This window comes from Amycolatopsis sp. NPDC104587 (assembly GCF_055583645.1).
The window spans coordinates 210,463-230,697 of sequence record NZ_JBVJNO010000006.1 but is presented as its reverse complement, the minus strand read 5'-3'; the positions used below and the strand labels follow the sequence as shown (position 1 = coordinate 230,697).

General features: G+C 70.2%; 27 protein-coding genes. 4 read left to right on the top strand and 23 right to left on the bottom strand.

Annotation, left to right across the window (positions count from 1 at the left end; all coding sequences use genetic code 11):
- Positions 1 to 1,623 (top strand): S8 family serine peptidase, encoded by a 1,623-nt coding sequence (locus tag ACZ61C_RS19930; protein ID WP_465308702.1) that lies wholly within the window; start codon positions 1 to 3, stop codon positions 1,621 to 1,623.
- Positions 1,624 to 1,630: 7 nt separating this feature from the next.
- On the opposite strand, the gene ACZ61C_RS19925 is transcribed toward ACZ61C_RS19930, so the two are convergent.
- The 3 genes from ACZ61C_RS19925 to eccB all read right to left on the bottom strand — a co-directional run bounded on the left by ACZ61C_RS19925 (position 1,631) and on the right by eccB (position 4,762).
- Positions 1,631 to 2,740 carry a WXG100 family type VII secretion target gene (locus tag ACZ61C_RS19925; RefSeq protein WP_465309415.1) on the bottom strand — a complete coding sequence of 370 codons (1,110 nt, stop codon included), beginning with the start codon at positions 2,738 to 2,740 and terminating at the stop codon, positions 1,631 to 1,633.
- Positions 2,740 to 3,057 (bottom strand): hypothetical protein, encoded by a 318-nt coding sequence (locus ACZ61C_RS19920; RefSeq protein ID WP_465308700.1) that lies wholly within the window; start codon positions 3,055 to 3,057, stop codon positions 2,740 to 2,742. The genes ACZ61C_RS19925 and ACZ61C_RS19920 overlap by 1 nt, the downstream gene beginning before the upstream one ends.
- Before the next feature lie 67 nt (positions 3,058 to 3,124).
- Positions 3,125 to 4,762, bottom strand: a complete 1,638-nt coding sequence (eccB, locus tag ACZ61C_RS19915; protein WP_465308698.1) for a type VII secretion protein EccB — start codon at positions 4,760 to 4,762, stop codon at positions 3,125 to 3,127.
- A 257-nt stretch (positions 4,763 to 5,019) separates the two neighbouring features.
- Between eccB and ACZ61C_RS19910 the strand changes: the two genes are divergently transcribed.
- From ACZ61C_RS19910 to ACZ61C_RS19900, 3 genes are read left to right on the top strand one after another with little or no spacing between them, the layout of a single operon-like run.
- On the top strand, positions 5,020 to 5,373 hold the full coding sequence (locus ACZ61C_RS19910; protein ID WP_465308696.1) for a hypothetical protein: 354 nt from the start codon (positions 5,020 to 5,022) through the stop codon (positions 5,371 to 5,373).
- A 17-nt stretch (positions 5,374 to 5,390) separates the two neighbouring features.
- A complete protein-coding gene (gene eccE, locus ACZ61C_RS19905) occupies positions 5,391 to 6,572 on the top strand; it encodes a type VII secretion protein EccE (protein ID WP_465309413.1) in 1,182 nt (393 codons plus the stop codon).
- Positions 6,569 to 7,288, top strand: a complete 720-nt coding sequence (locus ACZ61C_RS19900; protein WP_465308694.1) for a hypothetical protein — start codon at positions 6,569 to 6,571, stop codon at positions 7,286 to 7,288. The genes eccE and ACZ61C_RS19900 overlap by 4 nt, the downstream gene beginning before the upstream one ends.
- Positions 7,289 to 7,320: 32 nt before the next feature.
- Here ACZ61C_RS19900 and truA read toward each other — a convergent pair whose 3' ends face one another.
- The 20 genes from truA to ACZ61C_RS19800 all read right to left on the bottom strand — a co-directional run bounded on the left by truA (position 7,321) and on the right by ACZ61C_RS19800 (position 20,235).
- Positions 7,321 to 8,160: a tRNA pseudouridine(38-40) synthase TruA gene (gene truA, locus ACZ61C_RS19895; protein WP_465309411.1), complete on the bottom strand. Its 840-nt coding sequence runs from the start codon at positions 8,158 to 8,160 to the stop codon at positions 7,321 to 7,323.
- A gap of 65 nt (positions 8,161 to 8,225) precedes the next feature.
- A complete protein-coding gene (gene rplQ, locus ACZ61C_RS19890) occupies positions 8,226 to 8,897 on the bottom strand; it encodes a 50S ribosomal protein L17, sunset domain variant (RefSeq protein WP_465308692.1) in 672 nt (223 codons plus the stop codon).
- 41 nt (positions 8,898 to 8,938) lie between these two features.
- Positions 8,939 to 10,009: a DNA-directed RNA polymerase subunit alpha gene (locus ACZ61C_RS19885; RefSeq protein ID WP_004558887.1), complete on the bottom strand. Its 1,071-nt coding sequence runs from the start codon at positions 10,007 to 10,009 to the stop codon at positions 8,939 to 8,941.
- A gap of 91 nt (positions 10,010 to 10,100) precedes the next feature.
- Positions 10,101 to 10,706, bottom strand: coding sequence for a 30S ribosomal protein S4 (gene rpsD, locus ACZ61C_RS19880; protein ID WP_285482339.1), 606 nt, complete (start codon positions 10,704 to 10,706; stop codon positions 10,101 to 10,103).
- A 23-nt stretch (positions 10,707 to 10,729) separates the two neighbouring features.
- Positions 10,730 to 11,137, bottom strand: a complete 408-nt coding sequence (rpsK, locus tag ACZ61C_RS19875) for a 30S ribosomal protein S11 (protein ID WP_004558885.1) — start codon at positions 11,135 to 11,137, stop codon at positions 10,730 to 10,732.
- 18 nt (positions 11,138 to 11,155) lie between these two features.
- Positions 11,156 to 11,341 (bottom strand): hypothetical protein, encoded by a 186-nt coding sequence (locus ACZ61C_RS19870; RefSeq protein ID WP_020643221.1) that lies wholly within the window; start codon positions 11,339 to 11,341, stop codon positions 11,156 to 11,158.
- A complete protein-coding gene (gene rpsM / locus ACZ61C_RS19865) occupies positions 11,338 to 11,718 on the bottom strand; it encodes a 30S ribosomal protein S13 (protein ID WP_004558883.1) in 381 nt (126 codons plus the stop codon). Before rpsM ends, ACZ61C_RS19870 begins: the two co-directional genes overlap by 4 nt.
- A gap of 295 nt (positions 11,719 to 12,013) precedes the next feature.
- Entirely contained in the window at positions 12,014 to 12,127 is a 114-nt protein-coding gene (gene rpmJ / locus ACZ61C_RS19860) for a 50S ribosomal protein L36 (protein WP_004558882.1), read from the bottom strand.
- A gap of 34 nt (positions 12,128 to 12,161) precedes the next feature.
- Positions 12,162 to 12,383: a translation initiation factor IF-1 gene (gene infA, locus ACZ61C_RS19855; protein WP_004558881.1), complete on the bottom strand. Its 222-nt coding sequence runs from the start codon at positions 12,381 to 12,383 to the stop codon at positions 12,162 to 12,164.
- A 263-nt stretch (positions 12,384 to 12,646) separates the two neighbouring features.
- A complete protein-coding gene (gene map, locus ACZ61C_RS19850; RefSeq protein WP_465308689.1) occupies positions 12,647 to 13,423 on the bottom strand; it encodes a type I methionyl aminopeptidase in 777 nt (258 codons plus the stop codon).
- 44 nt (positions 13,424 to 13,467) lie between these two features.
- A complete protein-coding gene (locus tag ACZ61C_RS19845; RefSeq protein ID WP_465308687.1) occupies positions 13,468 to 14,022 on the bottom strand; it encodes an adenylate kinase in 555 nt (184 codons plus the stop codon).
- Positions 14,019 to 15,326 carry a preprotein translocase subunit SecY gene (secY, locus tag ACZ61C_RS19840; protein ID WP_465308685.1) on the bottom strand — a complete coding sequence of 436 codons (1,308 nt, stop codon included), beginning with the start codon at positions 15,324 to 15,326 and terminating at the stop codon, positions 14,019 to 14,021. The genes ACZ61C_RS19845 and secY overlap by 4 nt, the downstream gene beginning before the upstream one ends.
- Positions 15,327 to 15,919: 593 nt before the next feature.
- A complete protein-coding gene (locus ACZ61C_RS19835) occupies positions 15,920 to 16,633 on the bottom strand; it encodes a hypothetical protein (RefSeq protein WP_465308683.1) in 714 nt (237 codons plus the stop codon).
- Positions 16,634 to 17,290: 657 nt separating this feature from the next.
- Entirely contained in the window at positions 17,291 to 17,737 is a 447-nt protein-coding gene (gene rplO / locus ACZ61C_RS19830; RefSeq protein WP_465308681.1) for a 50S ribosomal protein L15, read from the bottom strand.
- Positions 17,734 to 17,919, bottom strand: a complete 186-nt coding sequence (gene rpmD / locus ACZ61C_RS19825; RefSeq protein WP_020643215.1) for a 50S ribosomal protein L30 — start codon at positions 17,917 to 17,919, stop codon at positions 17,734 to 17,736. The genes rplO and rpmD overlap by 4 nt, the downstream gene beginning before the upstream one ends.
- A 1-nt stretch (position 17,920) precedes the next feature.
- Entirely contained in the window at positions 17,921 to 18,568 is a 648-nt protein-coding gene (gene rpsE / locus ACZ61C_RS19820) for a 30S ribosomal protein S5 (RefSeq protein ID WP_465308679.1), read from the bottom strand.
- 31 nt (positions 18,569 to 18,599) lie between these two features.
- The gene (rplR, locus tag ACZ61C_RS19815; protein ID WP_465308677.1) at positions 18,600 to 18,998 is read right to left on the bottom strand and encodes a 50S ribosomal protein L18; all 399 of its coding nucleotides are present in this window, start codon (positions 18,996 to 18,998) and stop codon (positions 18,600 to 18,602) included.
- A 2-nt stretch (positions 18,999 to 19,000) separates the two neighbouring features.
- On the bottom strand, positions 19,001 to 19,540 hold the full coding sequence (rplF, locus tag ACZ61C_RS19810) for a 50S ribosomal protein L6 (protein WP_465308675.1): 540 nt from the start codon (positions 19,538 to 19,540) through the stop codon (positions 19,001 to 19,003).
- A gap of 16 nt (positions 19,541 to 19,556) precedes the next feature.
- Positions 19,557 to 19,955: a 30S ribosomal protein S8 gene (rpsH, locus tag ACZ61C_RS19805; protein ID WP_155548873.1), complete on the bottom strand. Its 399-nt coding sequence runs from the start codon at positions 19,953 to 19,955 to the stop codon at positions 19,557 to 19,559.
- A gap of 94 nt (positions 19,956 to 20,049) precedes the next feature.
- Positions 20,050 to 20,235: a type Z 30S ribosomal protein S14 gene (locus ACZ61C_RS19800; protein WP_004558870.1), complete on the bottom strand. Its 186-nt coding sequence runs from the start codon at positions 20,233 to 20,235 to the stop codon at positions 20,050 to 20,052.

Below are 20,235 nucleotides of genomic sequence, written 5' to 3'. Positions count from 1 at the left end.
ATGGTGGTAGGACGGCGTTTCGGCGCCACTCGGCGCACCACGACCGCGGTGCTGGCCGGCACGCTCGGCGTGCTGGCCCCGCTGGGCGCCGCGGCCCCGGTCGCGGCCCAGACGACACCGGCCGACGGCTACTTCGCGAGCCCGCCCCCGGTGGACATGAGCAAGCTGATCCCCGACTCGCGTCAGCCGGACAAAAAGTACAAGCCGTCGAAGGGGTGCGTCCAGCGCAGCACCCTCGGCCAGAACATCGTGCTGAAGAACCGGCCGTGGGGGCAGGACTACCTGCAGATCTCGGCGGCCCAGGCCATCGTCAAGGCGGCCACCGGCGGCATCGGCACGGGCGTCCGGGTCGCCGTCGTCGACACCGGCGTGACGCGGCACCCGTGGTTGCAGGACCGGATCAAGTCGGGCGGCGAGTACGTCGCGAAGCCGGCCAACGGCCAGCCGGACGGGCTCGAGGACTGCGACGGCCACGGCACCGAGGTCGCCGGGATCATCGCGGGCAAGCCGGACAACCCGGAGGTCGGGTTCACCGGTGTCGCACCGGACGCGACGATCGTGTCCTACCGCCAGCTGAGCGAGAACTACGAGCCCGACACGTCGACCACCACGCCGCCCGCGAGCAACACCGCCGGCGGCACGCCGTCATCGAGCACCAACCCGCCTTCCGGGAGCGAGACCTCGCTTCCGCCCTCCGGCGGTGGTGGCGGCAGCGGTGAGGGGGACCAGACGTCGCCCGGGCAGACGAACGGCGGGCGCCAGCTGGAAAAGGCCGGCACCGCGGGCACCCTGAAGACGCTGGCCGAGATCATCCACGGCATCGCCGAGCGGGGCGAGGCCGACATCATCAACATGTCGGTCGACAACTGCCGGGCGGCCACCGGCGGGATCACCGACGGCGAGCAGCAGGTCCAGGCAGCCGCGCACTTCGCGGCGGAGAAGGGCGTCGTGATCATCGCCGCCGCGGGCAACGCGACGGACACCTGCCCGCAGAACGACCAGCCGGACGCGAAGCGACCCAAGACGATCGTGACTCCGCCGTGGTTCGCCGACGACGTGCTGTCCGTCGGCGCGATCGACGAGAACGGCGGTGTGGCGCCGTTCAGCGTCCACGGGCCCTGGGTCGGCGTCGCCGCGCCCGGGACCAAGATCACTTCCCTGGACCCCGCCGAGGGGTCGGACGGGCTGGCCAACCTGACGTTCGAGAGCGGCGACAAGGCCAGCGAAATCCAGGGAACGAGCTTCGCCGCGCCGTACGTCGCCGGGCTGGCGGCGCTGGTCAAGGCCAAGTTCACGAACCTCGACGGCCGGGGCATCGTCAACCGGATCAAGCAGACCGCGCAGCACCCGGCCGCCGCGGGCGGTCGTGACAACTTCGTCGGCTACGGGGTGATCGACCCGGTGGCGGCGCTGACGGCGAGCCTGCCGTCGGAGGTGGGCGGCCTGGCGCCGATCCCGCCGCCGCAGCAGGCCCAGCTCCCGCCGGCCAACGACCGCGACTCGACCCCGATGATCGTGGCGCTCGCCGGCACCGGCGGCGGCGTCGCGGCGCTGCTGATCACCCTGTTCGTGATGCGCACCATCCGCCGCAACCGGCCCGAGGAAGCCGCTTCCCGGCGCTGATCCGGCGTCACGATGCCGGGGGTTTCTTCGGCTTCGGGGCGTTTTCGTCTTCGCCGATCACCGGGGGCGCCACCAAGCCCGGCTCCCCCAGCAGTTCCGACGACTTCACGATCGGCCGGTTCTTCGACGGGCGGCGGCCGCCCTGGCCGCCGCCGAACGAGCCGAAGCCCATCATCGGCATCATCGGCATGCCCGACGCATTCTGGTGCGCCGCACTGTCTTCGGCCGGCTGGGACGGCGGCGCGGCGGCGGGCTGTGCCGCGTCCGGGGTGCCCGCGCCCGTGTGCTTGGGCTCCGCCGGGTCGCCGTCTCCGCTCGCCGACGACGGTGTCGTCGGCTCGTCGGCCGAGGACGGTGTCGTCGCATCGGCCGAAGAAGGCGAACCGCCGGCGGACGCGGTGTCCTCGTGCAGCGCGAAGCGCTCCTCGGGGTACCGGTGCGCGATCTCGATGCTGCGCGCCGTCGCGTCGGGATCGTCGACGCCGTCACACAGCCGGTCGAACGCCTCGAGGACGTCCCGCGCCGTCTCGTAGAGCCCCTTCGCCGACTCCTGCGTCTCCCGCAGCTGGGTCCGCGCCCGGTTGGCGCCGCCGCTCGGCAGCGTCATCGTTTCGGAGATCAGGTCCGCGGCGTCGATCAGGACCTCGACGAGGTCGACGACGACGTGGCGGAGCGTCGTCACGAGTTCGTCGAGCGCGCCGGCGAGGACGGTCAGCGCCTCCTGGAGGTCACCGCCCGCCGCGCCGATCTCCCTGATGTACGCCACGAACGCGTCGGCGTCCCGGCCCTCCCAGCCGCCGTCGAGCCGGCCGAGGCCCTCGTCGAGACGGGTAGACACCTCGGCCGCGGCGCTCGCCGCCCGGCGCAGCCGTCCCGCCTCGGCGCCGAGGTCGGCCCAGCGGCCGACCAGCGGGCGGAAGTACGTCTCGACGGGGTCGACCAGCCCGAGCTGGTGCGAGACGTCGGTGACGTACGCCAGGTACGGCTCGGCCGTGGCGGCGATCTCGGCGCCGTCCGCGTCCGGGGCGAAAGCCACGACGGGCACGGCCGGCGCCGCAGTGGCCGGCTTGGCCAGCGGGTGCGGGATCGAGTCCGTGGCTTCCGGTTCGGCGAACATCATCCGGCCTCACCGGCCCGCTTGATCAGTTCAGCGGCTTCCGCGTCCTGCCCGCTGTGGCGGACCGTGACGTGCCGCAGCGCCTCCGCGGCCGACTTCAGCGCCTCGGCGCCGTCGGTCAGCTGACGCCGCAGCGCACCGGCCGCGCGGCCGTACGACTCACCGAGCCCGATCCGCGCCCCCAGCGGGCCGTAGGACTCACCGGAAACGCCTTCGCCCCCCACGTCGGCCGCGGCCGCATGGAGGTCGTCAGCGGCCTCTTCAGCCGTCCGGGCGTACTCGGCGACGACCACGCCGTCCATCCTCAAGCCGGCCATGGCATCTCTCCGCTCGCCAGAAGATCCGTCGGGCGTAGGACGTCCGCCGCCGCCCGACGGTTCCGCCTCAGCCGCCCGCCTGCGCGGCCGGGGCCGGGAACGAACCGGCGTTCGGGTCGATCGGCACCGAGTCGAACTGCTTGAGGACGTCCTGGGTGTTCAGCGAAGCCCCGGTCGGCAGCAGGCCGATGATCGACTCGGGGGCGGGCTGCCGGTTGGTCAAGCCGATCGCGTCCGCGGTCGCGGCGTCCGGGACGCTGTAGCGGATGCCGCGGTCGGAGATCAGCTGGATCGTGCCCTTGCCGAAGCTGGCCTGGCCGGTCGCGGACTGGACCACCGCGCCGAAGCCGGGCTGGAGGTAGAACCCGTTGATCGGCACGCGGTTCGGGCCCGGCGTGGTGACCTTCGTCGTCGCGAACTTCGGGCCGTGGCTGTTCTGCCCCGGCAGCAGGGTGTCGATGTAGACGGAGGTGTGGCCGTCGCGGTTGGCGCCGTCACCGACGACGGACCAGCCGAGGCAGGCGACCGCCGAGTTCTTCGTCGCGTCGAGGACCGTCGGGACCGAACGCGGGAACGAGTCGACCGGGATGTAGTCGGCGTCGCCGGACCGCAGCACGCGGATGCCGGACAGCTTGTCGAGCCCGAGGGTGCGCAGCGAGCTCGCGCTGCCGTGCTTCGCGACGCGCACGACGTCGGCGACCGCCTGCGACACCTGCTGGATGCCGTTCGTGGTGATGGCCCAGTACTGCGGCTGGACGCCCGTGGGCTGCGTGGCGAAGACGTCACCCGCCACCAGCCCGTCGAGGTCGGCCGGGGCCGGGCCGTCCGGGATCTGCGGCGGGGTCAGGCGCGGCACCTCGGGGATGGCGTTCAGCAGGCCCGGCGTGATCTTCCGCGGCTTCTGGTTCAGCAGCTGCAGGGCGGTCGAGACCGAGTTGTGCGAGTCGCTGGTGTCGATCTCGGCGCGGACGGTGTTGGCGTTCGGGCGGTTCTGCGTGCTCGGCAGGCGGTAGATCAGGTAGGTCTTGCCGTTGTCCGCCTTCGCCAGCAGCGCCTCCTTCTCCCCCAGCTCGGTGCCGAGGCCGCTCGGGGCGACGCCGCCGAAGACGGACGTCTCGGTCTTGCCGATGTCCGGGTTCGGCTGCGTCGGGTCCAGCAGAACCTGGTCGCACACCGCCCAGTTGGGGGTGATCCGCTGGGACTCCGTCGGAATCAGCTGCGGCCCGTCCGGAATCCCGGTCAGTTTTCCGCGCGGAATGTCCCTCAGCTGATCGTCGGAAACGACCGTGGGGTTCTTCACAGCCGCGGTGCTCGCCGCGGCCGGAGCGGCCGGCGCGGCGCCGGGGCTGTTGCCCGCGCTCGACTGCTTCTGCTGAGCGAGCAGAAGCAGCCTCGCGGACGCGAGGTTGAACGTCGGGACGAGCGTCTTCGGGTTGCCCATCACCACGTAGACCGTGCCGGACTGCTCGCCGATGACGATGTTGCCGGCCTCGGGCACCGACGGCGCCGGGCTGAGCAGGGCCAAGACGACGAACACGATCGCGACGAGGGCGCCGAGCACGACCCCCACGATCGTGGCCCGCGTGTGGGTGCGCATCGGGTCGTGCAACATCACGGCGTCCCGCCGGACCAGTGCCGACTGCATCCGGCGCAGGACGAACTTGTAGGCCTGAACCTGAGACTTAGTCGTCGGTGTTGATGGCATTCTCGACCTACAGTCCTCCCCGTCGCGGTACGGTTCCGCAGGATAGCCGTACGGGGACCGTCTGGTGTGGGGTTTCTACCAACTCAAGCTAGGGTCGGACACCCCGGGGACCCGGCTTCCGGGTACGCAGTGAACTCGAGGGGAAGAGAAAGCGCGGATGTCCGTCACCAACCCTCCACGTCCGCCTGGCCCGCCTGGGCCCCCGCCGCCCGGGCAGGGACGCCCCGGCCCGCCGCCGCCGCGGCCCGGGAGACCCGGTGGCCCTGGTGGAGTGCCGGGCGGTCCTGGCGGCCCCGGTGGCGGTCCTGGTGGGCCCGGTGGGGTTCCCGTTGGTCCCGGCATGCCTCCGCGCGGACCCGGTGGCCCCGGCCCCGGTCCCGGCGGCCCGGGTTCCGGTGGACCTCGTCCCGGTGGCCCGGGTGGACCCGGTGGGCCTGGCGGCCCCGGTGGGCCCGGCGGCCCGGGTGGACCTGGCGGTCCCGGCGGACCTGGTGGCCCGGGTGGACCCGGCGGTCCTCAGGGACCCGGCGCCGGTGACTCCGACGGCCCATCCGCCCCGGCCGCCGCGACACGGCTGGCCCCGCCCGCCCGGCGCCGCTCCTCGGGCGTGAACCTCGGCCCGCTGCCGGTGGCGAACCTCGTGGTGCTCGAGGTAGGCCTGGCGGTCGGGCTCGTGCTGCTCGCGATCGACATGTCGCTGAAGTACGTCGGGATCGGCATCCTCGCCTTCGCGCTCATCGTCGCCCTGCTGCGCTGGCGCGGCCGCTGGTTCACCCAGTGGGTCGGGCTGACGACGCGCTACTCCTTCCGCTCCCACGACCGCGTCGCGGAGCCGCTGCCGCCGAGCACCGTCGAGGAGCTGGCCGCCGAAGAGACCACCGTCACGGGCCCGGACGACGCCCGCGTGAACCTCCTTCGCATCGCGGTGCCGGACCTCGTCGTCGCGCACGGTGTCGACCACGAGCGCCAGCAGGTCGGGCTCGCCTGGAACGACGGCACCTGGACGGCGGTGCTGCTGGTCGAGCCGACCCCGGCGCTGATCACCCAGGCCGGCGGCGCGCCGAGCCTGCCGCTGGCGGCGCTCGCGCCCTGCCTCGAAGACCGCGGCGTGATCCTCGACGCGATCCAGATGATCTGGCACTGCTACCCGGGCAGCGCGGCGCTGCCGTCGGACTCACCGGCGTTGAGCTCCTACATGGAGGTGCTCGGCCCGCTGCCCGCGGCGGCGCGGCGGACGACGTGGGTCGCGATCCGGCTCGCCCCGAAGCGCTGCCCGGCGGCGATCCGCGAGCGTGGCGGCGGTGTGGTCGGCGCCCACCGCGCGCTGATCGGCGCGCTGTCCCGCGTGCGCAACGCGCTGGAGTCGCAGGGCGTGCCGACCCGGCCGCTCGACCCGGACGAGCTGCTGCGGGCGAGCATTTCGGCCGCGGAGCTGACTTCCGTCGCCGGCTCGCCGAACAAGGTGACGCTGCAGGAACGGTGGTCCGGCGTGACCGCGGCCGGCATCGGCCACGCGAGCTACGCGATCACCGGCTGGCCGAAGGGCAAGATCAGCGGCAGCCTGGACGCGCTGACGAGCGTCCGCGCGCTGTCGGCGACGCTCGCGATGTCGATCTCGCCGGCGTCCGACGAGGGCAAGATCGGCCTGCGCGGGGTGGTCCGGCTGAGCGCGCGCAACCCGCGTGAGCTCGACGCCGCCGACCAGCGGCTGCACGGGCTGTCCGAGCGGCTGGGAGTGGACCTGACGCCGCTGCGCGGGCTGCAGGTCTCCGCGTTCGCCGCGACGTTGCCGATCGGAGGCACAGCATGAGTACCCGCGTCCGTGACGCCGGGCAGAACGTCGGTGTGGCGCCGGAGTTCACCGTGGACCCCGCGATGCTCGACGCGATCAGCCCTTCGGGTGACCGCGGCGGCATCGTGCTCGGCTCGGGCCTGAAGGGCGAGCCGCTGACGATCTCGGCGCTGCGCTCGACACCGACCCGCATCGTGCTCGTGGGCGGGCTGTACCTGGCCCGCCAGGTCGCGATGCGCGCGATGGCGGTCGGCGCGTGGGTCGTGGTGGCGACCGGGCGCCCGACGGAGTGGCAGGTGCTCTCCCGCGCGGCCGGCACCCGCGACGGCCGGCCGTCACCGCTGGTGCAGATCCGCCGGCTGTCCCCGGTCGAGCTGCCGCGGCCGTCGGAGGACGCGCCGCTGCTGGTGGTCACCGACGGCGGCCCGACCCCGCAGGACCTGTTCCCGCCCCGCTCGCCCTGGCAGACGACGATCTACGTGCTCCCGTACCTGCACCCGCAGGCGGGCGCGACGGCCAACGCGGCGGACCTGGTGCTGATGCAGCGCCTCCCGGCGGGCCAGGCCGAGCTGGCGGCCCGCATCTGGCGGCTGCCGCCCCAGATGATGCGCCAGCTGACGACGTTGAAGGACGACCAGGTGGTGGCACTGGGCCGCAACCTGTGGCGTCCGCTGAGGCTCGTGACGACGGGCAAGGAGCAGCAGCTCCTGGGCCCGGTCCGCCGCGGCGACTGAGCTGTCGCCCATGAAGGGCACCTTGATGGCTTTCAGGCGTCGGGCTGGGAGGCGGTGCGGACGTTCCGCGTCTGCTCCGCCCGGGCCGCCAGCTCGGCGTCCGGCGGGTAATCGACGGCCGTCAGTGTGAGGCCGTGAGCGGGCGCCACGGCGCTGTCGCGCACCCCGCTCGCCAGCACGTCCGAGGGCCAGTCACGCCCTCGGCGGCCGTCGCCGACCAGGAGCAACGCTCCCACCAGGCTGCGGACCATCGAGTGGCAGAACGCGTCCGCCGAGACCGCGACCTCCAGCAGGTGCTCGTCCACCCGGCGCCACTCCAGGCGCTGCAGCTCGCGGATCGTCGTGCCCGTGTCGCGCTGCTTGCAGTACGCCGCGAAGTCCTGCAGCCCCAGCAACGCCGAAGCGGCGTCGTTCATCGCGTCCGTCGACAGTGGACGGTTCCAGGCCAGCGTGTCGTGGCGGCGCAACGGGTCCACGCCCCACGGCGCGTCCGAGACGCGGTAGCGGTAGTGACGGCGGATCGCCGAGAACCGGGCGTCGAAGCCCTCGGGCGCGATCCGGGCGCCGAGCACCCGCACGTCGCCCGGCAGGAGGCGGTTCCAGCGGCCGGTCATCCGGGTCAGGTCCGGGATTCCCTCCGGGGAAACGGGAATCCGCCCGGAAGGACCCGAGAGCGGGACGACGTCGACGTGCACCACCTGGCCGCTCGCGTGCACCCCGGCGTCCGTGCGGCCCGCCACGACCACGGACTTCGGCACGGACGCTCCGGGCGGCTGCCGCTGCAACGCCTCCTCCAGGAGGCCCTGGACGGTCCGCCGGCCCGGCTGGCGGGCCCAGCCCGAGAAGTCCGTGCCGTCGTAGGAGACGTCCAGACGCAGACGAACGAGCCCGCCGTCCCCAGCGGGGAGGGCGGGCTCGTCCGGAACGGCTTCCGTCGTCAGGACTCGTCGTCCTGCTGCGACGGCGGCAGCGAGAAGCCCGCGGCTTCGGCAGCCTCGGCGGAGGCGAACCACACCTCGGCCTTGGTCTGCTCGTAGTACGGGCTTTCCTCGGTGTGGTAGTACTTCGACTCGTCGTTGCCCTTGATCGGGAAGCCCTCGGGCTGCGTCCCGTCCTCGAGCGCGGCGTGGCTGCCCTCACCGTAGGGAGCCTCGGTAGCGGCTTCCTCGGTGGCCGGGGCCTCGACGGCGGCCGGCTTCTCGTCCTTGGCGAACTTGGTCTTGCGCGCGCGCTCGGCCTCGCTCGTCACGGTCTTCTCGTTCACCAGCTCGATGACCGCCATCTTGGCGTTGTCGCCCTTGCGCGGCATCGTCTTGGTGATCCGGGTGTAGCCGCCCGGCCGCTCCGCGAAGTGCGGACCGATCTCGGCGAACAGCTTGTGGACGACGTCCTTGTCACGGACGACGCGCTGAACCTGACGGCGGTTGTGCAGGTCGCCCCGCTTCGCCTTCGAGATCAGCTTCTCGGCCAGCGGACGGACCCGCTTCGCCTTCGCCTCGGTCGTCGTGATCTTGCCGTGCTCGAACAGCTGCGTGGCCAGGTTGGCCAGGATCAGCCGCTCGTGCGCGGACGACCCGCCGAGCCGGGCTCCCTTGGTAGGGGTGGGCATTGGTTCTCCTCGTTCAGCTCACAGCGTCCAGGCTCAGCGCCTCAGAGCTGCTCGGTCTCTGCGTAGTCCTGGCCATCGTCGTGGCCGTCCGAAATCCCGTCGGCGATGCCACCGACACCCTCCGACCAGCCTTCACCGTCGTAGCTGGCGGCCGCCGCGGTCGGGTCGAACCCGGGCGGGCTGTCCTTCAGCGCGAGGCCGAGGCCGACGAGCTTCAGCTTGACCTCGTCGATCGACTTGGCGCCGAAGTTGCGGATGTCGAGCAGGTCCGCCTCGCTGCGCGAGACGAGCTCGCCCACCGTGTGGATGCCCTCGCGCTTGAGGCAGTTGTACGACCGGACGGTGAGGTCCAGGTCCTCGATCGGCATCGCGTAGGCGGCGATGGTGTCCGCTTCCTGCGGCGACGGGCCGATCTCGATGCCCTCGGCGTCGACGTTCAGCTCGCGGGCGAGACCGAACAGCTCCACCAGCGTCTTGCCGGCCGACGCGACCGCGTCGCGCGGCGTGATCGACGGCTTGGTCTCGACGTCAAGGATCAGCTTGTCGAAGTCGGTGCGCTGCTCGACACGGGTGGCCTCGACCTTGTAGGTCACCTTGAGCACCGGCGAGTAGATCGAGTCGACCGGGATCCGGCCGATCTCCGCGCCCGCCTGCTTGTTCTGCAGGGCCGGAACGTAACCGCGGCCGCGCTCGACGACGAGCTCGATCTCGAGCTTGCCCTTGCCGTTCAGCGACGCGATGTGCAGGTCCGGGTTGTGCACGGTGACACCCGCCGGCGGCACGATGTCGGCCGCCGTGACCTCACCGGGGCCCTGCTTGCGCAGGTACATGGTGACCGGCTCGTCCTCTTCCGAGGACACCACGAGCTCCTTGAGGTTCAGGATGATGTCGGTGACGTCTTCCTTCACCCCGGGAACGGTGGTGAACTCGTGCAGCACGCCGTCGATGCGGATGCTCGTCACGGCCGCGCCCGGGATGGACGACAGCAGCGTGCGCCGCAGCGAGTTGCCGAGCGTGTAGCCGAAGCCGGGCTCCAGCGGTTCGATGGTGAACCGGGAGCGGGTCTCGTTGACCGTCTCTTCGCCGAGAGCCGGCCGCTGGGAAATCAGCATTTCTTCCTAATTCCTTTCCAGACGACGCCCGCCATATGACGTCGAAGGGATGGCGCGGCGGCGGCGCACCAGGCGCCGCCGCCGATCAAAACTACTTCGAGTAAAGCTCGACGATCAGCTGTTCCTGAACCGGAACGTCGATCTGCGCACGCTCCGGCAGCTGGTGGACCAGCACGCGGAGGTTGGACTGGACGACCTGCAGCCACGCCGGGATCGGGCGGTCGCCGTAGGACTCCTTCGCCACGACGAAGGGCAGCATCGCGAACGACTTCGGCCGCACGTCGATGATGTCCCACTTCGAGACCTGGAAGGACGGGACGTTGACCTTGACGCCGTTGACCAGGAAGTGGCCGTGGCTCACCAGCTGACGCGCCTGACGGCGGGTGCGGGCGATGCCGGCGCGGTAGATCACGTTGTCCAGGCGGGACTCGAGGATCTGCAGCAGGTTCTCACCGGTCTTACCCGGACGCCGGACGGCTTCCTTGTAGTACCGGACGAACTGACGCTCGAGAACGCCGTAGGTGTAGCGAGCCTTCTGCTTCTCCTGCGACTGCAGGAGGTACTCGGACTCCTTGATGCGCCCGCGGCCGTGCTGGCCCGGCGGGTAGGGGCGACGCTCGAAAGCCTGGTCGCCGCCGATGAGGTCAACCTTGAGGCGACGCGAAATACGCGTCGCGGGGCCGGTGTAACGAGCCATTTCTTCTTACTCCTCCCCGTTCCTCAGACCCGGCGCCGCTTGGGCGGGCGGCAGCCGTTGTGAGGCTGCGGGGTCACGTCCTGGATGGTGCCGACCTCGAGGCCGGCCGCCTGCAGCGAGCGGATCGCCGTCTCGCGGCCCGAACCCGGGCCCTTCACGAAGACGTCGACCTTCTTCATGCCGTGCTCGGCGGCCTTGCGGGCAGCGTTCTCGGCGGCCATCTGCGCGGCGAACGGGGTGGACTTGCGCGAGCCCTTGAAGCCCACGTGACCACTCGACGCCCACGCGATCACGGCACCGGTCGGGTCCGTGATCGAGACGATGGTGTTGTTGAAGGTGCTCTTGATGTGCGCGTGACCGTGCGCGACATTCTTCTTTTCCTTGCGGCGGACCTTCTTGGCCCCGGCCGCAGTACGAGACTTCGGTGGCATGTTCTGAGGGTTCTCCTGTTAGCGCGCGTTCTCTTGGTGAGCGGCGACCGCTTCGGCCTGGCCGCGCCGGATGATCGAACCGGCGTCGGTGTACAGGTTGCGGAGCGCCATCGGGCGGGCGTAGAGCGCCTTGGGCGAGACACAAGCCGAGCCGCGGCGCTGGGCGCCGCCCATCTGCACGACCTTCTTGCCCTGGACGCTCACTTCTTGCCAGCCTTCTTCTTGCCGGCGACCGTCTTCTTCGGACCCTTGCGGGTACGGGCGTTGGTCTTCGTGCGCTGACCGCGGACGGGCAGTCCGCGACGCCAGCGAAGGCCCTCGTAGCACCCGATCTCGATCTTCCGACGGATGTCGGCGTTCACCTCGCGGCGAAGGTCACCCTCGACCTTGAAGTTCTCTTCGATGTACGTACGCAGCTTCGCGAGGTCGTCATCGCTGAGGTCTTTGACGCGGGTGTCCGCGTTGAGCTCGGCAGCCTTGATGAGCTGCTTCGAGCGGGTACGGCCGATGCCGTAGATGTACGTAAGCGCGATCTCCAACCGCTTCTCGCGGGGGAGGTCTACGCCAGCGAGTCGTGCCATTGGCGCTGATGCTCCTTCATTGAATTCGTCTTCAGGTCTGCTCCCCGTCCGGTTCCGGGACCGACTCGCCTGTCGTGCCCTCGGCTTGCGCCTCGGGTGTCCCAGCCCCGGCCTGAAGTCCGGGGGTGAACCGGGCCACTCGCGTGGCCCGGCAGGTGCGGGGAGGGTGTGTAGCCGTCAATCCACTCTGGTCGAGTGCGAGGTGAACCTTATTCTGCCGTCGGCCGGCGCGAAGGTGACCACAGGCAGGTGACCTGCGGCGTAGCGCCGTCCTAACCAAAATAAGGTTCAGCGATCAGCCCTGCCGCTGCTTGTGCCGCAGGTTCTCGCAGATCACCATGATCCGGCCGTGACGGCGGATCACCTTGCACTTGTCGCAGATCTTCTTGACGCTCGGCTGGACCTTCACGTCTTCTGCTCTCCTGCTTCCGAACTGCTCGTGATCACTTGTAGCGGTAGACGATGCGACCACGAGAGAGGTCGTAGGGCGAAAGCTCCACGACGACCCTGTCCTCCGGCAGGATGCGGATGTAGTGCTGCCGCATCTTGCCGCTGATGTGTGCCAGGACCTTGTGACCGTTCTCCAACTCGACGCGGAACATCGCGTTGGGGAGCGGCTCGACTACGCGGCCTTCGACCTCGATGGCCCCGTCTTTCTTCGCCATGTCCTCCGCATTTCCTTTGTCGGCATTGCCTGTCGCCACACCTGATCAACTCGAGCGCAGTGCTGGGTTGGGCGTTGCGTGGCACACTGGTGCCCAGGTCCCATGATCGTGAATTCACGAGCGCGCAGGATCCGGGCGCGATAAGTGCGCCGACTTGACAGTGTACGCAACCCGTGTCGCGACCCCCAAACCGGGGGTGACCATGCTAGGAGAACGTGCAGGTGGACGTGACCGCGATCACCACGAGTGGGTGAATGCGCAGGTCAGGAGTCCTCAGGCGCGGTGAGCACCCACGGGCCGTCTTCGGTGATCGCGACGGTGTGCTCCCAGTGGGCCGCGCGGGAGCCGTCGGCCGTGACGACCGTCCAGCCGTCGTCCAGCTCGCGGGTCTCCCCGCCGCCGCCGGTCAGCATCGGCTCGATCGCCAGCGCCATGCCGGGCTTCAGCCGCGGGCCCTTGCCGGGCTTGCCGATGTTCGGCAGGAACGGGTCCATGTGCATCTGGCGCCCGATGCCGTGGCCGCCGTACTCGACGATCATCCCGTACTCGACGCCGTCGTCCCGGCCCGCGCGCTCGGCGGCGGACTGGACGGCGTAGGAGATGTCGGTGAGCCGGCCGCCGGCGCTGACCGCCTCGATGCCGGCCCACATCGCCGCCTCGGTCGCCGCGGAGAGCGCCAGGTCCGTGCCCGAGACGTCGCCGATGGCCAGCGTGACGGCGGAGTCGCCGTGCCAGCCCTCGAGGATCGCCCCGCAGTCGACGGAGATGATGTCGCCGTCGGCGAGCACCTGGGTCTTCGCCGGGATGCCGTGCACGATCTGCTCGTTCACCGACGCGCAGATCGACGCCGGGAAGCCGTGGTAACCCTTGAACGACGGCACCGCGCCGACGTCCCGGATGGTCTGCTCGGCCAGCTCGTCGAGCTCGGCGGTGCTGACCCCCGGCTTCGCGATGGCGCGGACCGCCGCCAGCGTGCGGGCCACGACGAGCCCGGCGGCGCGCATGGCCTCCAGCTCACCGGGGGTCTTGACCTCGATCATGCGCCCACGCCGGAGCACTTGCAGAACACGCAACCCTCCGAGATTCACGTGCGGTCGCGCAGCGCTTTCAGCACCCGGCCGGAGATCTCTTCGACACTGCCGACCCCGTCGACGGTCACCAGGATGTCGGCGTAGTACTCGAGCAGCGGCGCGGTGTCCGACACGTAGATCTGCTGACGGCGGCGGATGACCTCTTCGGTGTCGTCCGCGCGGCCGCGCGACATGAGGCGCCCGACCACGACGTCCTCCGGCACCTGCAGCTGGATCACGGCGTCGAGCGCGAGGTCCGACTCGCCCAGGATCTCGCCGAGGACCTCGGCCTGCTTGGTGTTGCGGGGGAAGCCGTCGAGCAGGAAGCCGGCCTTCGCGTCCGGCTCGGCGAGCCGCTCGCGGACCATCTCGTTCGTCACCGAGTCGGGCACGAGCTCGCCCGAGTCCAGGTAGCGCCTGGCCTCCTGGCCGAGCGGGGTCTCCTGGCCGACGTGGGCGCGGAAGAGGTCGCCGGTCGAGATGTGCGGGATCCGCAACTGCTCGGACAGCGCCACCGCCTGCGTACCTTTGCCCGCGCCGGGCGGACCCACGAGAACCAGCCGCGTCACTTCAAGAACCCTTCGTAGTTGCGCTGCATCAGCTGGCTTTCGATCTGCTTCACGGTGTCGAGCCCGACACCGACCATGATCAGCACAGCCGTGCCACCGAACGGGAAGTTCTGGTTGTTCCCGCTACCGGTCACCGACAGGAAGAAGTTCGGGAGGATCGCGATGATGCCCAGGTACAGCGAGCCCGGCAGGGTGATCCGGCCGAGCACGAAGCTCAGGTACTCCGCGGTCGGGCGGCCCGGGCGGATGCCCGGGATGAACCCGCCGAACTTCTTCATCTCGTCGGCACGCTCGTCCACGTTGAACGTGATCGTGATGTAGAAGTACGTGAAGAAGATGATCAGCGCGAAGTACAGCGCGATGTGCACCCAGCTGGACTGGTTCACGACGTAGTTCTTGATGAAGACCTGCCAGCCGGAGTTGGCGTTCTGGTCCCCGACGAGGCGGCTGATCAGGTCCGGCAGGTACAGCAGGGAAGACGCGAAGATGACCGGGATGACGCCGGCCTGGTTCACCTTGATCGGCAGGTAGGTCGACGTGCCGCCGTACATCCGGCGGCCGATCATGCGCTTGGCGTACTGCACCGGGATCCGGCGCTGCCCCTGCTCGACGAAGATGACGCTGGCGATGATCACCAGGCCGAACACGCAGACGATCGTCAGGCCGAGGCCACCGGCGTTGCTGAGGATGTTGCCGCCCTCGACCGGGATGCGCGCCGCGATGTTCAGGAAGATCAGGACGGACATGCCGTTGCCGACGCCGCGCTCGGTGATCAGCTCGCCCAGCCACATCATGACGGCGGTGCCCGCGGTCATGGTGATGACGATGATCGCCAGCGAGTAGACGCTGTTGTCCGGGATGATCGGCGAGTCGCAGTCCGGGAAGAGCTGCTTGCGGTCCGCGAGCGCGACCACGCCGGTGGCCTGCAGGATCGCCAGCGCGACCGTCAGGTACCGGGTGTACTGGGTCAGCTTGCCCTGGCCGGACTGGCCTTCCTTCTTCAGCTCCTCGAACCGCGGGATGACCACGGTCAGCAGCTGGATGATGATGCTCGCCGTGATGTACGGCATGATGCCGGTCGAGAAGAGCGACAGCTGGAGCAGCGCACCACCGCTGAACAGGTTCAGCAGCTGGTAGACGCCCTCCTGCTGCGCCTGGGAGCTACATGCCTGGACGGCACCGTACGAGATCCCGGGGGCCGGAATGGTCGCACCGATTCGGTAGACCGCGACGATGGCTAGCGTGAACAGGATCTTCTTGCGTAGATCCGGCGTCGCGAGAGCCGAGCGGAAGGCGCTGAGCACGCGGGGGACCTCCTCGGCGTCGTCGGCTGTCCTAACCGACGATCGGCTTGGCCGGCACGGGGGCCGGCAGGAACACACAGCACTACTGGCAGGCAAGCCAGGAACGCTTCGGGGCACACTCGTCCCGAAGCGTGTCGCCGACTCTAACAGCTTCACAGGGCGTGTCCGCAGTCCGTGTGCGTTTTCCGTACCAAGGTTGCTCCGGCGGGTTGATCCACATCGGCGGGACGGCCGTAACCCTTGACACATTCCCCTGTGAGGGGACCGAATCCGGGGCTCAGGACCACGTCGCCGCGGCGTCCGCGGCGGGCCGCGCGCACCGGTTCGGCTCTCCCGGTGAAGCCCGCGACGTCGAGAGTCGTGACCTGCGGTGATGCCCGGTTCGGTGCCGCCGGGTTCCCGGCGGGCTTCGCGCCTCCCGGAAGCGGACCACCGCAGACCTGGAGCAGGCGGTTTTCGATGATCGTCCGCACGGTCGCGGCCGCGGCCGTCCGGTCGCGGCGGCCGTGATCAACAGTGTGCGAGCGACGGGGCGTCGGCGAACACCGTGCGTCATGTCCGGGCCGGTTGTTCGCCCCTGGCGTAAGGCGCCGTCAGCGCTGGTCGTCGCCCTCCGGCTCGGGCGGCAGGACCGTGATGGCGACCCCGGAGGGCGGGGTCGGGGTGTCGGCGTAGGCGAGCTCGGGGTCGTCCCAGCCGTCGTCGGTGGTGTGCCGCCAGAGCGGCAGGTAGGCGACGACCGCCGCGGCGGCGGCCAGCACGGTCGCGAGGACCAGCAGCCACATGCCGGCCGCGGTGACGATGTCCGGGGCCTCGTCTTCGAAGATGGCGGTCCATTCGAACCGGCTCATCCCGACGGTGATGACGACGCCGGCGGTGAAGACGGCCCCGAGGGCGACCAGCGGCCGGCCGCGCCGAGGGCGCGAGAAGGCGGTGAAAGCGGCGACGGCCAGCACGACGATCGCGATGATCAGCGGAACCCCGAGGGGCGCGCCCACCCGCTCGGCGGCCTCCTGCCCGGAGACCTCGATGCGGCTGCCCCAGACGTCTTGGGTGAGCGTGAGCTGGGTTTCGAAGGAGCGGCTGCGCGAGCCGACCTGCTGCTGGACCCGGAAGAGCGGCAGGAAGAGCCCCCAGAGGGTCAGGAGGGCGGCGAGGGTGGTCAGGACGGCCGGGAGGAGGCGGAGGAACCCGGGAGGGGCTTCCGGGGCTTCTTCGCCCTGGACGGCTTGAGCGGCTTCGGCGGCCGGTGGGGGTGGTTGTGCGGGCAGGCCGGGCAGCTGGGCGACCGGGAAGGGCGCTGGCATCGGCGCTGGTCCGGAAGGCTGTGGCGGACCGGCCGGGAAGTACACCGGCTCCCCCGGCGGCGGTGTGTCGGCGGAGTGCGCGGCATCGGCGGGGAAGGCCGGTGGTTCTGGTGCCGGAGGGCGTGGGGCTTCGACCGGGAAGCTGAGCGGGGACGCCTGCGGCTCCGAGGGGCCTGCCGCCTCGACCGGGAAGCTCAGGGGAGACGCCGCGGCGGGATCCCCGATCCCCGCCTGCTGTGCCTCGACCGTGAAGGCGAGCGGCGCCCCCTCGCCAGGCCGCGAGGCATCGGCCGCGAAGGCCGAAGGCGGCACATCCGCAGGCCGAGAACCATCAGCCGACCGCGACCCACTCCCGGGGAAGCCCAACGGCTCCCGCACCGAAGCCTCGACCGGGAACCGCAAGGGCTCCCCCGCCGGGACGCTCGGCACTGCTCCCGCGCCCGGCTCCACGCCCTCGGGCCGCGGGGCCTCCACCGGGAAGCTCAACGGGGATTCGGCTTCGGCCGGCCGGTCCGGCGGGTCCTGCGACGATCTGTCCACCTGATGATCCTCCGTCCGGATCATCCGCACGGCAAGGAACCTGTCCGGTCCAGGCACCGGAAAAACGCCGAAGGCCCGCCTGGCGGCTGCCAGACGGGCCTTCGGACCGAGCTTCGCTCAGTTGGTGGTGGCGGAGCCACCGGCCGCTTCGAGCTTCTCCTTGGCGGAGCCGGAGAAGCCGTCGGCGGTCACGTCGAGCTTGATGCCGTCGACGTCACCGTTGCCGAGCACCTTGACGAGCTTGCCCTTGCGGACGAGACCGGCCGCGACCAGCTCCTCGGCGCCGACCTTGCCGCCCTTCGGGAAGAGGCGGGCGATGTCGCCCACGTTCACCGGCTGGTACTCGGTGCGGAAGCGGTTCTTGAAGCCGCGAAGCTTCGGGAGCCGCATGTGGATGGGCATCTGCCCACCCTCGAACCCGGCGGGCACGTTCTTCCGGGCCTTGGTGCCCTTCGTACCGCGACCGGCCGTCTTGCCCTTCGAGCCCTCACCACGGCCGACGCGGATCTTGTCGGTCTTGGCGCCCGGGGCCGGGCGCAGGTGGTGGATCTTGATGGCCGTCATGCCTGGACCTCCTCGACCTCCACCAGGTGGCGGACGGTGTGGATCAGGCCGCGCACCTGGGGGGTGTCTTCACGCACGACGCTCTGGCGGATCTTGCGCAGCCCGAGGGTGCGCAGCGACTCGCGGTGAGCGTGCTTCGTGCCGATCTTGCTCTTGACCTGGGTGACCTTGAGCTGAGTCATGTCAGACCCCCTGGCCCGCGCGCTGGCGCAGCATCCGGGCCGGAGCGACGTCCTCGAGCGGGAGACCGCGGCGGGCCGCGACCTCTTCGGGACGCTGCAGACCCTTCAGGGCCGCCACGGTCGCGTGCACGATGTTGATCGCGTTGTCGGAGCCGAGCGACTTCGACAGCACGTCGTGGACGCCCGCGCACTCCAGCACCGCGCGCACCGGGCCACCGGCGATGACGCCGGTACCGGCGGACGCCGGACGGAGCAGCACGACACCGGCGGCCTCCTCACCCTGGATCGGGTGGGGGATGGTGCCGCCGACGCGGGGAACCTTGAAGAAGTTCTTCTTGGCTTCCTCGACGCCCTTGGCGATGGCCGCGGGAACTTCCTTGGCCTTGCCGTAGCCGACGCCGACCTGACCGTCACCGTCACCGACGACGACGAGGGCGGTGAAGCTGAAGCGACGACCACCCTTGACGACCTTGGCGACGCGGTTGATCGTCACGACCTTCTCGAGGTGCGGGGTCTTGTCCTGGCCGGCCCCGCCACGGCCGCTGTCGCGCCGGTCCCGGCCGCCACCGCGACGGTCATTGCGGTCGTTGCCGCCCTGTCCGCCCGGTCCGCCCTGGCCGCCGCCGAATTGCCGCGTACGTCCCGGCATCAGGCTTTCCTTCCCTTAACGAGCATCTGCATCAGAACTCCAACCCCGCCTCACGGGCGGCGTCGGCGAGCGCGGCGATGCGGCCGTGGTAGGCGTTGCCGCCACGGTCGAACACCACAGCCGAGATCCCGGCGTTCTTGGCACGCTCGGCGACGAGGGCCCCGACCTTGGCGGCCTTGGCCTTCTTGTCGCCTTCGAACGTCCGGAGGTCCGCCTCGAGGGTGGACGCCGACACCAGCGTGTGGCCGGCCAGGTCGTCGATGACCTGCACGGCGATGTGCCGCGAGGACCGCTTGACGACCAGGCGCGGACGCTGCTCGGTGCCGGAGACCTTCTTGCGGAGCCGGAAGTGCCGACGGGCCTTCGCGACGCGGCGGCGGGTCGAGATGTCCTTGCCCACCGGCTTGCGCTTCGTAGTCGTGTCGCTCATGATCACTTACCCGTCTTTCCGACCTTGCGGCGGATCTTCTCACCCTCGTAGCGCAGGCCCTTGCCCTTGTACGGGTCCGGGCGCCGCAGCTTGCGGATGACGGCCGAGATCTGGCCGACCTTCTGCTTGTCGATGCCGGAGACCGAGAACCGGGTCGGGGTCTCCACCTTGAAGGTGATGCCTTCCGGGGCCTCGATCTTCACCGGGTGCGAGTAGCCGAGGGCGAACTCGAGGTCCGAGCCCTTGGCCTGCACGCGGTAACCGACACCGTGGATCTCGAGCTTCTTCTCGTAGCCGGCGGTGACGCCCACCACGAGGTTGTTCACGAGCGTGCGGGTGAGGCCGTGCATGGCCTTGCTGTAGCGCTCGTCGTCCGGGCGCTTGACCAGCAGGGTGCCGTCCTCGTCGCGCTCGACCGTGATCGGCTCGGCGATGGTGTGTTCCAGGGTCCCCTTGGGGCCCTTGACGCTGATGTGCTGACCGTTGATGGTCACCTCGACCCCGGAGGGGACGGCGACCGGCAGCTTTCCGATGCGTGACATGTCTGTGCCCCCTTCCTTACCAGACGTAGGCGAGGACTTCGCCGCCCACGCTGTTGCGCTTGGCCTGACGGTCCGTCTGCAGCCCCGAAGACGTCGAGATGATCGCGACGCCGAGGCCACCGAGAACGGACGGCAGTTCGGTCGATTTTGCGTAGACCCGCAGACCGGGCTTGGAGACGCGCCGGAGGCCGGCGATGCTCCGCTCGCGGTTGGGGCCGTACTTGAGCTCGACGATCAGGTTCTTGTGCTTCTCGCCCGGCTCGTCGCGGTAGCTCGCGATGTAACCCTCGCGCTTGAGGATCTCCGCGATGTTCGCCTTGAGCTTCGAGTGGGGAAGCACGACCTCGTCGTGGTACGCCGAGTTCGCGTTACGCAGACGGGTCAAGAAGTCTGCGATGGGGTCGGTCATCGTCATGGTGACCTGTCAACCTTTCTCGCCCTGGTTCCCCGCCACCCCGGAGTTCGGGGTGGCAGGGCCTGTGGCGAACTGGAGTTATAGAAAAACGCTCTTACCAGCTGGACTTGCGGACACCGGGCAGCTCGCCCGCGTGCGCCATCTCGCGAAGGCAGATCCGGCAGAGCCCGAACTTGCGGAACACGGCGTGCGGACGGCCGCACCGCTGGCAGCGGGTGTAGGCGCGCACGGCGAACTTCGGCTTCTTCGCGGCCTTGTGGACCAGGGCTTTCTTGGCCAT